The organism is Streptomyces sp. L7, from assembly GCF_050990935.1.
In the GTDB taxonomy this organism is placed as follows: Bacteria; Actinomycetota; Actinomycetes; order Actinomycetales; family Microbacteriaceae; genus Leifsonia.
This window is the reverse complement of record NZ_CP194644.1, coordinates 1260881-1274935: the sequence shown is the minus strand read 5'-3', so window position 1 is coordinate 1274935 and position 14055 is coordinate 1260881. Positions and strand designations below refer to the sequence as shown.

The window sequence follows — 14055 nt, the reverse complement described above, 5'->3', positions numbered from 1 at the left end:
ACACGACCCGTCGGGGCCGCGAACCCGGCCCCACCATGCAGATCGCGCCCGGAGCCCGGTATGACGCGGGGCCCGCGGGACGATCCCGACGACGCGCCTACTGGTCGCGTGCGCCGAAGCGGGCGATCCACTCGGCGTACGAGTGGTCCTCGCCGATCGGGCAGTCGCACGAGATCAGCACCCACTCGGCGGACACGTGGCCGAGGATGCGCTCGACATGGGGAACCGTGACGGTCTCTTCGTTCTCTGTGGCCATGATTTCTCTCGCGTGGGGGTACGGGGCGCGCTCGATCGTCGTCGGGATGTCCCGCGCGTCGCCCACGCCGCGGGCTCGGCCGGCATCCGATAGGGGACGATGCCATCACGGAAAGAGAGTCCGCTGGTGACCGGGCATGACGCGCAGCCGGCACGGCCGATCGCTGTGAACCATCCACCCGCTCACCCCGTGTACCTGACAGGAGGACGCACGCCGTGACGACCCCGCGGCGCCACCCATGACCATTCGCACCGAGAGCCGTATCGTCGTCGCCGGCAGCGTCCGGGACGTGTGGGACTACCTGTCCGATGTCGGGCGCTGGGCGGAGTGGGCCCCCACCGTGCTCGACTGCCGCGTCCGGGGCGGCGGGCCGCTCGTCGCCGGCGGGTGGATCGATCAGCGGGCGCGGGACTTCCGGCAGGAGCACCCCCGCAGCGAGCGGGTGACTTCCGTCGACGCGCCGCACACGATGGCGTTCGCGGGGACCATCGGGTCGTCGCCGGCGCGCTGGGGGATGGAGATCCTGCCGGCGGGCGAGGACAGCACGGACACCATCATGTGGGTCGAGGTCGACCTCGCGAACGTCATGCGCCTCATCCCACCCGGCATCCTCCGGCGCCGGATCCAACGCACCAGCGACATCGAGATGGGCGCGATCCGGGCTGCGGTGGAGGCCGACGTGCAGGCGGGCGCGGGGTCGGCATGACCCGGGTGGAGGGCGCCGAGCGTCTGATCGAGGTCTACCGGCGGAAGGCCGCGCACTACGATCTCACCTCGCGGCTGTATCCGGTTCCCGGCTACCCGCAGCGCTCGCAGCGGCTGCGCACCGTGCGGGCGCTCGGCCTGCGCGCCGGCGCGACCGTGGTGGAGGTCGCCTGCGGCACGGGGCTGAACTTCCCGCTGCTGGAGGACGCGATCGGCCCGGGCGGGCGGCTCATCGGGGTCGACCTGACGGACGCGATGCTCGATCGCGCGCGGACGCGGGTCGCCGCGCACGGTTGGCGGAACGTGGAGCTGGTGCAGGCCGACGCGTCGGAGTTCGTCTTCCCGGACGGGGTGGACGCGATCCTGTCCACGTACGCGCTGACGCAGGTCCCGGACTGCGGCGCCGTCGTCGCGCACGGGGCCGCGGCGCTCGTGCGCGGAGGCCGATGGGCGGTGCTCGACCTGAAGAAGCCCGACCGCACCCCGGCGTGGCTGACGCGGCTCGGGATCGCGGCCGTGGGGAGGTCGGCCTCCCTGGACGAGTGGATCGGGCGCCGGCCGTGGGAGGTCATCCGCGCGGCGATGCGGGAGGGGCTGGGGGACCCGGCGTGGGAGGAGCTGTGTTTCGGGACGGCGTTCCTCGCGGCCGGAACGGGCACGGGGGAGACGGCCTCCCGGTGAGGGGGACGGCACCCGGTGGACGGTTTGCCGGTTGGGGGCGGATCCCGCGGCCGACCCGGCTACCAGGGCAGGACGCCGTAGCCGCCGTCGCCCTCCTGCCGCCACAGGTGCCCCCAGAGCACGCCGGACGGCCCGTCGTCGGGCAGTGTCGCCAGGTGGACGCTGGGCTCCGCGCCGTCCTCGACGTCGAGGCGGCCGAACTCGCGGTCGATCCCGTCGGCGGCCCGCGCGATCGAGGCGTCGTCGGTCACGTCGAGCTGGACGAACCGAGCGTCCGTGGACGGACTCTGCGCCCGCTACGTGCGATCCTTCCTGGGCATCACGACCTCCTTGACGATGAGGATGATGCCGGCGGAGATCGGGATGGCGACCAGTGCTCCGGGGAGCCCGAACAGCGTCGAGCCGGCGAGCGCCGAGATCAGCACGACGGAGCCAGGGATCTGCACCGCCTTGCCCATCACCCTCGGGGTGAGGATGTATGCCTCCACCTGCATGTAGATCAGCATGAAGACCAGCACGACGACGGCACTGACCGGCGAGTGGATCAGCGCCAGGACGGTCATCAGCACGGTGGTGAGCACCGTTCCGATCAGCGGGATGAGCGTGATGAAGAACGCCGCCAGCGCGATCAGGAACGCTCCGGGCACGCCGGTGATCAGGAGCAGGATGAGGCTGTACGTGGCGTTGAAGAACGCGAGGATCACCATCCCGCTCAGGTACTTGCCGAAGTTCTGCAGGATCCGCTCGGAGTAGCCCGTGAACCGGTCGCGGTTCGAGCGCCGCACCAGGTGGTACAGCGAGGCCTTGGTGGAGTCGTAGGACGCGATGAAGTAGATCGTCAGGATGGCGATGAAGAAGCCGGTGGTGAAGCCGTTCAGCACCGAGAGGCCGAAGCCGACCAGCCCGTTGCCGATGTTCGCCCAGGTCTGCGGGTTCTTCACCTGATCCGAGATCCAGGTGAGCGCCTGGCCGAGGACGCCGTTGCTGGCCGCGTTGGTGGGGTCGAACCAGCCCGCCGCGCGCAGCCTCGACACCTCGGCGGGGATGGCCGTCGCCAGGTTCGTGATCTGCTGGACGATGAGCGGGACGACCACCCAGACGATCGCGACGAGCACGCCGACGATGAGCAGGATGACCGTCACGATCGCCCACGCGCGCTTCATCCCGTGCCGCTGGAACCAGCGGATCAGCGGGTCGAGGCCGACCGTCGCGAAGGCCGCGAGGAAGACCGAGAAGATGATCGAGCGCAGGCCGTAGAGCATGTAGCCGGTGGCGACCGCCCCGAGCGCGCCGAGGGTGACGACGAAGCCGAAGAGCAGGGGGCTGCGCTTCATGAGCGGCGCGCTGCCGGTGTCGGGAGCGTGCGGTTGCGCGCGCCGCTCCGGCGGCTGGATGAAACGCATGGGTCCCGCCTCTCGTCGTCGGCGTATTTCACGCCTTCCGCCGAGCGTATTGGCGGGTGGTCGGGGAGGACAAGACCGACGCGCGCCGACAGCCGGAGCGGGTCCCGGCGCCCCGGAATACGCAAGTCACTTTGTTTGTAGATAATCCGCTCTTGACCTTCTCTCGTGGGGCGTGCTTCACTGTCCGAAAGCAATTACAAAAGTCATTTTCTTTGTAATCGGACGGAGAGGTCCTGCGATGGTCCCGGGCGAGAGCGGCGCGATGCACGACGTGCGACTGACGAACGCGAGCAGCGCCCGCGTCGCGGTCGCGTTGCGCGACGGGGGCCGCGCGACCGTCGCCCAGCTCGCCGAGCGCATCGGCCTTTCGCGGCCCACGGTGGAGGCCACGCTCCCGCTGCTGCGCGAGCGCGGGCTCGTCGGCATGATCGATGAGCACACCCACGGCGGCCGTGGGGCGGGCCGGCCCGCCCGCATCTTCGAGTTCGTCGCCGACGCGGGCCTCCTGGTCGGGGTGGATGTCGGCATCCACCGCATCCGCGTCGTCGTCGCCGACCTCACCGGGAGCATCGTCGCCTGGCATCAGCGCGACATCGACTCCACCTTCGTCGGTGCGGGCCGCCTCGAGAGCGTCAAGGAGGCCGTGCACGCCTGCTTCGACCTCGCCGGCATCGACATCGGCCGGCTGTCCCGCCTGTCGGGTATGGCCGTCGCCGTCTCCGGCATGGTCGGCTCCGACGGCCGGCTCGCCGTGTCGCACAACTTCCCCGACTGGGAGGGCGTCGACATCGGCGGCCGGCTGAGCGAGGAGTTCGGCTGCCCGGTCACGATCGAGAACGACATGCGGCTCGCCGCCTTGGCCGAGCACCGGATGGGCGCCGCCCGGTTGGTGGACGACGTCGCGTACTTCTTCGCCGGCCACCGCATCTCGATGGGGCTCATCATCGAGGGCAAGCTGCGGCGCGGGCGCCACGGCGCCGCGGGTGAGATCGGCGGCAGCGTCTTCTCGTTGCACGTGGACGAGTCCGGGCAGCTCCGCTGGGAGTCCGCCGCAACCGGTGAGGACGTCTTCAGGGCGGCTGCCGAGGGCGACCCGGCCGCGATCGCGGAGATCGAGGCGTTCGTGCGCGGCGTCGCCACCGGAATCGCGACCGTGACCATGGCGGTCGACCCGGACGTGGTCGTCGTCGGCGGCGGTCTGTCGCGCGCCGGTGAGGAGCTGCTCCGGCCGCTGCGCGCGGCGGTGATGTCCGAGATCGGCGTGCCCGTGCGGCCGTCGATCATCCAGTCCGAGCTCGGCGCCGAGTCGGTCGTGCTCGGTGCTCTCGCGCTGGCCTCCGGCCAGGCGATGGAGCGGCTGTACTTGGCTCCGGGGATGCCGGAGCCCGAGATCGACGTGGCCGGGGCGCAGGCTCTGGCGGCGCGGGAGAGTGTGGAGGGATCACGGAGATGACCGTTCAGGAGACGATCGGCGTGGAGGCCGCGAAGCGGGTGCTCCGCCTGGCTGTGATCGGCGCCGGCGCGCGCTCGGGCATCGCCCGCCACGCCGTCGAGAGCGGCGACGGCCGGATCGTCGCCGTGGTGGACCCGTCGCCGGCGGCGCGCGAGCGCGCAGCCGAGACGTTCGGCGCGCGTGCGACCTACGCCGGTCACCGCGAGCTGATCGCGGCAGGCGACGCGGTGGACGCCGCGTTCGTCACCTCTCCCGACCACACGCATGCGGAGATCGCGGTCGACCTGCTGCGCGCAGGGATCGCCGTCTACCTGGAGAAGCCGCTCGCCATCGACGTGGCCGACGCCGACGCGATCCTCGCGGCCGCCGCCGAGAGCGGCACCCGGCTCTACGTCGGCCACAACATGCGGCACATGGGCGTCGTGCGCACCATGCGCGACATTATCCGGCGGGGCGAGATCGGCGACGTCAAGGCGATCTGGTGCCGCCACTTCGTCGGCAACGGCGGCGACTACTACTTCAAGGACTGGCACGCGGAGCGGGCGAAGTCCAACGGCCTGCTGCTGCAGAAGGGCGCGCACGACATCGACATCATCCACTGGCTCGCCGGCGGATACTCCGAACTGGTCACCGGGATGGGCGGGCTGACTGTCTACGGCGGGATCGACGACCGCAGGGACAACTCCGACCGGGCGATGCCGGACTGGTTCTCACTCGACTCCTGGCCGCCGCTGACGCAGCGCGAGCTCAACCCGGTGATCGACGTGGAGGACATCTCCATGATCACGATGCGGCTCGACAACGGGGTCTACGCCTCGTACCAGCAGTGCCACTACACCCCGGACTACTGGCGCAACTACACCGTGATCGGCACGGAGGGGCGCCTGGAGAACTTCGGCGACACCGAGGGCGCGGTCGTCCGCGTCTGGAACCGCCGGACCACCTACGACCCCGCAGGCGACGTCGAGTACAGCGTGCTCGGCGACGAGGGCGGGCACGGAGACGCGGATCGGCTCACCATCGCCGAGTTCGTGGGCTTCGTGCGCGACGGCACCGCGACGACGACGTCGGCGGTTGCGGCGCGCAACGCTGTGGCCACCGCCGTGGCGGCCACCGAATCGCTCCGCGACGGCTCCCGGCCCCGTGCCGTGCCGGCCGCGGACGAGCGGGTCGTCGCCATGCTGTAGCGACATCCCGCGCTCCGCGCACCGCGGAGCACCCCGCACCGAAGGAAAGACCGGGCCGGCGAGGACAAGTCGCCGACCCGGGAAAGCACCGACACCACATTTCAAAGGAGAAACCAATGCGAAAAGCCCTGCTCGCGGCCGCGGCCGCGGTCGCGTCCGCAGTCGTGCTCGCCGGATGCTCGTCCAACACTGGCAGCGGGTCCGATGCCCCTGCCGATCATAATCTCTCGGCCAGCATCTCCTACGCGTTCTGGGACGTGAACCAGAAGCCTGCGATGGAGGCCCTGATCAAGGACTTCAACAAGCAGTACCCGAAGATCACAGTGACGCCGCAGATCACCCCGTACCAGAACTACTTCACCAAGTTGCAGACGCAAGGCTCGTCCAAGACGCTGCCCGACGTGTTCTGGATGAACGGGCCGAACTTCCAGCTCTACGCGTCCAACGGGATGTTGGAGCCGGTCGGCTCGGCGATCGACCCCGCCAACTACCCGAAGGCGCTGGACTCGCTCTACTCGTACGGCGGCAAGCAGTACGGGGTCCCGAAGGACTTCGACACCATCGCCGTCTACTACAACAAGGCGATCTTCGACAAGGCGGGCGTTTCGTACCCGACCGCGGGCTGGACCTGGGACGACTTCCACCAGAAGGCGAAGGCGATCTCCGACAAGCTGAAGAGCGAGGGCATCTACGGCGAGGCCAGCGGTCTCAGCGGCGGTCAGGAGATGTACTACAACACCATCCTCCAGGCCGGCGGTTCGATCATCTCCTCAGACGGCAAGAAGTCGGGGTACGACGACCCGAAGTCGATCAAGGGCCTCCAATTCGTGCGCGACCTGATCGCGGACGGCTCGTCGCCGTCGCTCGCGCAGCTCTCCGACACCCCGCAGGACCAGTGGTTCATCAACGGCAAGTCGGCGATGTTCTGGTCGGGCACCTGGTCGAACGCCGAACTGCTGAGCTCGCCGGTCAAGGCCCAGATCGCGGTCGCGCCGCTGCCGACCGGAGCGCGTCAGGCCACCGTCATCCACGGTCTCGCCAACGTCGTCGCCAAGGACTCCAAGAACAAGTCGGCCGCCATCGCCTTCCAGAACTACCTCGGCGGCAAGGAGGCCGCACAGACCCAGGCGAAGATGGGCGCGGCGAACCCGGCCTACAACGGCACCCAGCAGGCGTTCGTCGACTCGGCGCCGTGGGACCTGAGCGTGTTCGAGAAGGCGGCGACGGACTACGCGTACCCGTACCCGATCTCCAAGAACACCGCAGCCTGGAACAAGGCGGAGAGCGACCTGCTGCCCGACGCGTTCAGCGGCAAGAAGCCGGTGGACGAGGTCGCCAAGGAGCTCGCCAAGCAGATGAACGCGGACCTCGCCAAAGAGTGACCATGTCCACTCAGACGATCACGAAGGGAGCGGGCGCCGCGCAGGCGGCGCCCGCCACCCCAGGCGCTCGCGCACCGCGCGCGACGCATCGGGGGAGGAGCCGCGGCCTGCGCAAGGACGGCTGGTGGGCGCTCCTGTTCGTCGGGCCGCTGCTCTTCGGCGTGCTGGTGTTCTACATCTGGCCGATCTTCCGCAACGCCTACTTCAGCTTCACGACGTGGGGCGCGTTCGGCGGCGCGACCTGGAGCGGGATCACCAACTACCAGACGATGCTGGCCGACCCCGACTTCTGGCGGGCGATCCTCAACACGCTCATCTACGTCTGTATCCTGCTCGTCGGCATCCCGCTGGCGGTCTGGTTCGCGGCCCTGATCAACCGGCCGGGGCTGCGGTTCGCCGCCGCGTACCGGACGGCGTTCTTCCTGCCGTACGTCGCGATGCCGGCCGCCATCTCGATGGTCTGGCGGATCATCTTCAACGGCGACTTCGGCGTGATCAACTACTCGCTGTCGCGGATCGGCATCACGGGTCCGAACTGGCTGAGCACGGAGTGGTTCGCGCTCTTCGCGGTCGGCGTCGTCGGGGTGTGGATCTCGCTCGGGTTCAACCTCATCGTGCTCTCGGCCGGCATGCGCAGCATCCCGCCGGAGATGTATGAGGCCTCCTCGATCGACGGAGCGAGCCGTGCGCGGCAGTTCTTCTCGATCACCGTTCCGTTGCTGAGCCCATCGATCTTCTTCGTCTCCGTCATCACCGTGATCACCGGGTTCCAGCTCTTCGACCTGCTCTACGCGCTGATGGGCACCCAGAACCCGGCGATCAACCAGACCCAGTCGCTCGTGTACCTGTTCTTCGCCCACCAGCAGACCGGGGACAACGGCTACGCCGCGGCGGTCGGCGTCGCGATCCTGGTGCTGGTCGGCGCGTTCACGATGCTCCAGTTCCGGATGCAGAAGAGGTGGGTGAACTATGTCTAGCTCGGTGATCGCACGGCCGCGCCCCGGCCGCACGCGCGGCAACGGCCTGACCCACGCGGTGCTCATCGTGGCATCGCTGCTGATGATCTTCCCGTTCGTCTGGCAGATCTTGATGTCGCTGGCGACGAACGCGCAGGTCACCTCCGTCCCACCGACCGTCTGGCCCGGGACGTTGCACTTCGAGAACTTCGCGCACGTGTTCGACCAGCTCCCCTTCCTCAACCAGCTCTGGGTGTCGGTGGCCGTCACGGTCATCCGCACCGTCGGCCAGCTCCTGCTGTGCTCGCTGGCGGGCTACGCGTTCGCGCGGATGGAGTTCCCGTTCCGGCGGACGATCTTCGCCCTGGTGCTGGCCATCCTGATGGTGCCGCCGCAGGTCTACCTGCTGCCGCAGTACCAGATCGTGCAGGGGCTCGGCTGGCTGAACACCATCGCGGGCATCGCGGCGCCCGGCATCTTCAGCGCGTTCGGCACCTTCCTGATGCGCCAGTTCTTCCTCGGGCTGCCGGACGAGCTCGCCGAGGCGGCGCGGCTCGACGGCGCCAACCACTTCCAGGTGTTCTGGAAGGTGATGCTGCCGCTGGCCAAGCCCGGGCTGTCCGCGCTCGCGATCATCACGGTGCTGGCGTCGTGGAACGATCTGCTCTGGCCGCTCATCGTGGCGACGGACTCCACGCAGATGCCGCTCGCACCGGGGATCGCCACCCTCACCAGCCAGCGCTCCATCCCGGACTACCCGCTGCTGCTCGCTGCGAGCCTGCTCGCGATGGCGCCGGTCCTCATCCTTTTTCTCCTCATGCAACGACGCGTCATCGACGGCATCGCGTTCTCCGGTCTGAAATGACGCCGGCGGCCGCAGCGACGACGACAGAGAGGCACACCGTGAACACCCTTCGAGTCGGCCTGATCGGGGCCGGCGGCATCTCACGCGTCCACGCGGACGGCTGGCGGGCGCTCGGCGCCGCGGTCACCGTCTTCTCGCACGAGGGCGCCGAGGCGCTCGCCGCGCAGTACGGCTTCGCCGTCGCCGGCGACCTCGACGCGCTGCTCGCCGCGAGCGACGTCGTGGACATCGTGACCCCGACCACCAGTCACGCGCCGCTCGCCCTGGCCGCGATCCGCGCGGGGAAGCACGTGATCTGCGAGAAGCCGCTCGGCGCGTCCGTCGAGGAGGCCGTGGAAGTCGTCGCCGCGGCGCGGGAGGCCGGGGTCCGGCTGTTCCCCGCCCATGTCGTGCGGTACTTCCCGGAGTACGCGGCGGTGCAGCGCGAGATCGCGGGAGGCCGGATCGGCGTGCCGGCGGTGCTGCGCTTCGTGCGCGGCGGCGAGGCGCCGAAGGCGGGCACCTGGTTCCACGACGAGGCCCGTGGCGGCGGGATCGTGCGCGACCAGATGATCCACGACCTCGACCAGGCGCTCTGGCTCGCCGGTGACGTCGTCCGCGTGTACGCGGTCCAGAGCGCGCCGGGCGGGGACGCCGCCGAGCCGCACACGGTCACCGCGCACGTCGTGCTGACGCACGCGGCCGGGGCGATCAGTCACCTCCAGGGCACCTGGGGAGCGCGCGGGCTGCCGTTCCGTACCAGCGCCGACCTCGCGGGGTCCGCGGGCACGCTCGCGATCGACTCCGCCCTGACGCCGTCCCGGGTCGACGTCCCGTCGGCACACGACGCCGATGGCTACCTGCCGCCGCCCGTCCACGCCGAGAGCCCGTACACCGCGCAGCTCCGCGACTACGTGGCGGCCATCATGGAGGAGCGTGCTGCTCGGGTCACGCCGGAGGACGGCGTCCGCGCCGTGGCGCTGGCCGAGGCCGCGATGGAGTCGCTGCGCACCGGGCTGCCTGTGGAGCTGGACCTGTCGTCGGCCGAAGCTTTCGCCGAGGTGGTCGGCGCATGACCATCCCCACTCACGAGGAGAAGACCGTGGGCGTCATCCCCGCAGATCGTCCGCTGAAGGTGGCGGTGCTGTCCTTCGCGCACACGCACGCGATCGGCTACTGCCGCGCGCTCTCGGGCCGCGCTGACGTGGAGCTCGTCGTCTCCGACCCGGACGGCGCGTCGGCGCCGGACGCCGCACTCCGCGGGAGCGCGCTCGCCGAGCAGCTCGGCGTGCGCTACCTGCCGACGTACGAAGACGCGCTCGCCTGGGGTCCGGACGCCGTGATCGTCACGGCCGAGAACGTCCGCCATCGCGCGCTCGTGGAGGCTGCTGCGGCGGCGGGGGCGCAGATCCTCTGCGAGAAGCCGCTGGCCACCACGGTCGAAGACGCCGAGGCGATGCTGGCCGCGACCGAGCGCGCCGGGGTGGCCCTGATGACTGCGTATCCGGTGCGGTTCGCCCCCTCGTTCGCCGACCTCCTGCACCGGGTGCGGTCGGGGCTGCTCGGAACGGTGCTGGCGGTGAAGGGGACGAACAACGGCAAACTCCCCGCCGACCGCGCCTGGTTCACCGATTCCGCGCTCTCGGGCGGCGGGGCACTGGTCGACCACGTCGTCCATTGCGCCGACCTGCTGGACGAACTGCTCGGCGAGCAGCCGGCGACAGTGCGGGCGGTCGCCAACCGAATCCTGCACCCGGGGGCACCCGTCGAGACCGGCGGCTTGGTGACCGCGGTGTACCCGAGCGGCGTGGTGGCGACCATCGACTGCTCGTGGAGCGTCCCGGACGCCGCGCCGACCTGGGGCGGGCTGACGTTCCAGGTGACGGGCACGCGCGGCTCGGTGACGATCGCGCCGTTCGCAGGCCACGTCGGCGGGCAGACCGCCGACGGGCCGGTGTGGGTCCCCACGGGAGACGATCTGGACGCGGCCATGCTCGAGGAGTTCGTCTCCGCTGTGCGTGCCGGACGACCGGCCGCTCCGGATGGCGCGGTCGGTCTGCGGACGCTGCAGGTGGTCGACGCGGCGCGGCGATCGGCGGCGGCCGGTGGGACGGTGACCCCGTCGGGTGAGGGGTGTGCGTTGACCAATTGCTCGCGGCGGCGCGCGAGGTCGGCCCACCTCAGTGCTCGGCGGGCCGACCTCAACTGGTGCCGTGACTATCCCACGGTGGATCCGAAACCGTTGATCGTGCCGTTGGCCTTGACTGTCGCGGTCATGGAGACGGTGTAGACCACAGGCGTGCCGTTGGGGTTCACATCCCAAGCAGAGTAGAGGTTGCGCGCCGAACTGCTGGCGGATGAGGGTGAAGCTTCTTCTGCGTTGGCCGGGGCGGCCATGAAGGTCAGGGCAGCGGTTGCCACTATGGATGTCGCGCTGGCGAGTATTGCGTTCACAGTTACTCCGCTGTCTGTACTCCCGTTACATGTCGAGTTTCGACCGGGATCTGTGAAATGTATAGCAAGCAGCAGGAAATTCGGCACGACGGTGCGCCTGCCGAGCAGTCGCTCCCCGCCGGTTCGTAGCCTCCGAAATCACCCCTCGTTCGCCGCCGCCGCTCACCGGTCGCGCGCGATCACCGAGAAGTCCTTCTCGCCCTGTCCCGCGTCGATCGCGCGCTGCAGTTCGGCCGCGACGAGAGCGACGGCCGGGAGCGGCACGTCCGCGGTCGCGAGCATGAGGCGGGCGTCCTTGGCGAGGGCGTCGGCCGTGAACTGGGCGTCGTCGTAGTCGCCCGCGGTCACGAGCGGGCCTTTCATGGCGGCGAGCGGGGCGATCGCGGTCAGGGAGAGCGTCGCGAGCACCTCGTCGTCGCTGAGTCCCGCCGCACGGCCGAGGCGCAACGACTCCGACAGCGCCTCCATCGAGATGGCGAGCGCGAGGTTGGCCACCAGCTTCGCCGCCGTCGCCGCCGCGGGCGAGTCGAAGGTGCGCAGCTTCTCCTGGTCGGCCCACAGTCCGACGACACGCTTCGCCTCGCGCACCGCGTCGTGTTCACCGCCGACCAGCACCGCGAGCTTTCCGGCCCGGGCGGGGGCGAGCGAGCCGACGACGGGGGAGGCCACGTAGCGGATGCCGAGGGCGGTGGCGCGGTCGGCGAACTCCGCTGCGTCGGCCGGTGAGATCGTCGTCACGTCGATCCAGAGGGTGCCGGGGCGCCATGGCAGGTCGGGGTCCAGCAGCGTCTCGCGCACGGCCTCCGGACCGAACAGCACGCTCACGACCGTGCCAGCGGCGGCGACGGCGTCCGCCGCAGAAGCCGCGACGTGGGCGCCTCGGCGGCCGATCGTCTCGGCCGGTTCGGGGGAACGATTCCAGACCGTCACGGTGTGGCCGGCGTCGATCAGATGCGGGACGAGCTCGCGGCCCATCCGGCCGAGCCCGAGGAATGCGATGTCCATAGCGCCACTCTCCACCGCCGAGCCCGCAGACGGAACCCGGAAAGCCGATACCGCCTCGGCGACCACCGCGCCGGCAGCACCGCCGGGATCACCCCTCCGGCAGCAGCGCCCGCTGCCGCACCAGGAACTCCCGCTCGCTGTCGTTGGCGCACAGCCGCACCGCCTCGTCGTACTCCTCCGCGGCCTCCTCCGGCTGTCCGGCCCGGCGCAGCAGGCCGGCGCGGATGCCGTGCAGCAGATAGAACGACCCCAGCTCCGAGCGCAGCGGCTCGATCGCCGCCAGCGCCTGCTCGGGACCGACGGCCTCCGCCACCGCGACCGCGCGGTTGAGGGCGACGACGGGGGAGGGCTGCACCCGCTGGAGCTGGTCGTACAGGGCGACGATCTGCCGCCAGTCGGTGTCCTCGGCGCGTGCGGCGTCGTCGTGCACCGCCTGGATCGCGGCCTGGAGCTGGTACGGTCCCGGGCGACCGGCGACCAGGCAGCGGCGCACGATCGCGTGGCCCTCGGCTATCAGCGCGGCATCCCAGCGGCCGCGGTCCTGGTCGGGGAGGGCCACCATGACACCGTCGGTGTCGACGCGCGCGGGTCGGCGCGCGTCGACGAGCAGCAGCAGGGCGAGCAGCCCCTGCGCCTCCGGCTCGTCGGGCAACAGGGCCGTGAGGAGGCGCGCGAGCCGGATCGCCTCGCCGCACAGCTCCTCGCGCACCAGCCGGTCGCCCGCGGTCGCCGTGTAGCCCTCGCTGAAGATCAGATACACGACGGCCAGCACCGAGCCGAGCCGTTCGGTGAGGTCGGCGGCGGCCGGGACCCGGTAGGGGATGCGGGCGTCGCGGATCTTCGCCTTCGCCCGGGAGATGCGCTGGGCGAGGGTGGCCTCCGGCACGAGGAACGCCCGCGCGATCTCGGCGGTGCTGAGGCCGCCGAGCAGCCGCAGCGTCAGCGCCACCCGGGCGTTCGGCGCGAGAGCGGGGTGGCAGCAGGTGAAGACGAGCCGGAGGCGGTCGTCGGGGATCGCGCCGGTGTCGGCGGCCTCCACCGTGGCGGCCAGCGCGAGCAGCTCCGCGGCCTCGGCCTCCCGGGCCCGGCCGACGGCATCCCGGCGCAGCCGGTCGATCGCGCGGCGACGGGCGGTCGTGATGAGCCACCCCGCGGGCGCGGGCGGGAGCCCGTCGATCGGCCAGCGCGCGACGGCGACGGCGAAGGCCTCCTGCACCGCGTCCTCCGCGCGGTCCAGGTCGGTGAGGGAGCGGTAGAGCACGGAGACCGCGCGGCCGTACTCCTCGCGGAAGATCGAGTCGATCGCTCCGGAGGAGACGGCTGCGCCATCCCCGGCCCTCATGCGAACGGCCGCACCTCGATCGGCAGCGTCGTCGCGACGGCGAGGCGCCGGCCCCACTCGAGGGCGGCGTCCAGGTCGGGCACGTCGACGATGGTGAAGCCGCCGAGGTGCTCCTTGCCCTCCGCGAAGGGACCGTCGGTGACCATCACCTCCCCGCCGGACGGCCGCAGCACGGTCGCCGACGCCGGCGGCAGGAGGCCGTTGGAGAACACCCAGGCGCCGGCCGCGCGCATCTCGGTGTTGAGCGCGTCGAGGTCCTCGCCGATCGCGGCGAGGACCTCCGGCTCGGGGACGGGCCCTTCGGGCTGGTAGACGCTGAGCAGGTACTGGGACATGATCGTGATTCCTTCCTCTCACCGTCTATACGGACGGGCACGCGTCATCTCG

General features: G+C 70.6%; 15 protein-coding genes. 9 read left to right on the top strand and 6 right to left on the bottom strand.

Going from position 1 to position 14055, the window contains the following annotated elements; genetic code table 11:
* Positions 1-97: 97 nt before the first annotated feature.
* On the bottom strand, positions 98-256 hold the full coding sequence (locus ACR5MH_RS06425; RefSeq protein ID WP_431346100.1) for a hypothetical protein: 159 nt from the start codon (positions 254-256) through the stop codon (positions 98-100).
* A gap of 238 nt (positions 257-494) precedes the next feature.
* Between ACR5MH_RS06425 and ACR5MH_RS06420 the strand changes: the two genes are divergently transcribed.
* Complete coding sequence (locus tag ACR5MH_RS06420) at positions 495-962, top strand: SRPBCC family protein (protein ID WP_431346101.1); 468 nt, start codon at positions 495-497, stop codon at positions 960-962.
* Positions 959-1642, top strand: coding sequence for a class I SAM-dependent methyltransferase (locus tag ACR5MH_RS06415; RefSeq protein ID WP_431346102.1), 684 nt, complete (start codon positions 959-961; stop codon positions 1640-1642). The genes ACR5MH_RS06420 and ACR5MH_RS06415 overlap by 4 nt, the downstream gene beginning before the upstream one ends.
* A gap of 59 nt (positions 1643-1701) precedes the next feature.
* On the opposite strand, the gene ACR5MH_RS06410 is transcribed toward ACR5MH_RS06415, so the two are convergent.
* Positions 1702-1893, bottom strand: a complete 192-nt coding sequence (locus ACR5MH_RS06410; protein ID WP_431346103.1) for a hypothetical protein — start codon at positions 1891-1893, stop codon at positions 1702-1704.
* A gap of 45 nt (positions 1894-1938) precedes the next feature.
* Positions 1939-3045: an AI-2E family transporter gene (locus ACR5MH_RS06405; protein WP_431346104.1), complete on the bottom strand. Its 1107-nt coding sequence runs from the start codon at positions 3043-3045 to the stop codon at positions 1939-1941.
* Positions 3046-3283: 238 nt separating this feature from the next.
* Here ACR5MH_RS06405 and ACR5MH_RS06400 point away from each other — a divergent pair, with 238 nt between their 5' ends.
* The 7 genes from ACR5MH_RS06400 to ACR5MH_RS06370 all read left to right on the top strand — a co-directional run bounded on the left by ACR5MH_RS06400 (position 3284) and on the right by ACR5MH_RS06370 (position 11157).
* Positions 3284-4498: an ROK family protein gene (locus ACR5MH_RS06400; RefSeq protein ID WP_433862417.1), complete on the top strand. Its 1215-nt coding sequence runs from the start codon at positions 3284-3286 to the stop codon at positions 4496-4498.
* Entirely contained in the window at positions 4495-5685 is a 1191-nt protein-coding gene (locus tag ACR5MH_RS06395; protein WP_431346106.1) for a Gfo/Idh/MocA family protein, read from the top strand. Before ACR5MH_RS06400 ends, ACR5MH_RS06395 begins: the two co-directional genes overlap by 4 nt.
* 116 nt (positions 5686-5801) lie before the next feature.
* Positions 5802-7067 carry an ABC transporter substrate-binding protein gene (locus ACR5MH_RS06390; protein WP_431346107.1) on the top strand — a complete coding sequence of 422 codons (1266 nt, stop codon included), beginning with the start codon at positions 5802-5804 and terminating at the stop codon, positions 7065-7067.
* 2 nt (positions 7068-7069) lie between these two features.
* Positions 7070-8044 carry a carbohydrate ABC transporter permease gene (locus tag ACR5MH_RS06385; protein ID WP_431346108.1) on the top strand — a complete coding sequence of 325 codons (975 nt, stop codon included), beginning with the start codon at positions 7070-7072 and terminating at the stop codon, positions 8042-8044.
* Complete coding sequence (locus tag ACR5MH_RS06380) at positions 8037-8888, top strand: carbohydrate ABC transporter permease (RefSeq protein ID WP_431346109.1); 852 nt, start codon at positions 8037-8039, stop codon at positions 8886-8888. Before ACR5MH_RS06385 ends, ACR5MH_RS06380 begins: the two co-directional genes overlap by 8 nt.
* Positions 8885-9943, top strand: a complete 1059-nt coding sequence (locus tag ACR5MH_RS06375) for a Gfo/Idh/MocA family protein (protein ID WP_431346110.1) — start codon at positions 8885-8887, stop codon at positions 9941-9943. Before ACR5MH_RS06380 ends, ACR5MH_RS06375 begins: the two co-directional genes overlap by 4 nt.
* Positions 9940-11157, top strand: a complete 1218-nt coding sequence (locus ACR5MH_RS06370; RefSeq protein ID WP_433862416.1) for a Gfo/Idh/MocA family protein — start codon at positions 9940-9942, stop codon at positions 11155-11157. The genes ACR5MH_RS06375 and ACR5MH_RS06370 overlap by 4 nt, the downstream gene beginning before the upstream one ends.
* A gap of 326 nt (positions 11158-11483) precedes the next feature.
* On the opposite strand, the gene ACR5MH_RS06365 is transcribed toward ACR5MH_RS06370, so the two are convergent.
* The 3 genes from ACR5MH_RS06365 to ACR5MH_RS06355 form a co-directional block, all read right to left on the bottom strand.
* Positions 11484-12326 carry an NAD(P)-dependent oxidoreductase gene (locus ACR5MH_RS06365; RefSeq protein ID WP_431346113.1) on the bottom strand — a complete coding sequence of 281 codons (843 nt, stop codon included), beginning with the start codon at positions 12324-12326 and terminating at the stop codon, positions 11484-11486.
* An 88-nt stretch (positions 12327-12414) separates the two neighbouring features.
* Positions 12415-13668, bottom strand: a complete 1254-nt coding sequence (locus ACR5MH_RS06360) for an RNA polymerase sigma factor (protein WP_431346114.1) — start codon at positions 13666-13668, stop codon at positions 12415-12417.
* Complete coding sequence (locus tag ACR5MH_RS06355; protein ID WP_431346115.1) at positions 13665-14003, bottom strand: YciI family protein; 339 nt, start codon at positions 14001-14003, stop codon at positions 13665-13667. The genes ACR5MH_RS06360 and ACR5MH_RS06355 overlap by 4 nt, the downstream gene beginning before the upstream one ends.
* Between the last annotated feature and the right edge of the window lie 52 nt (positions 14004-14055).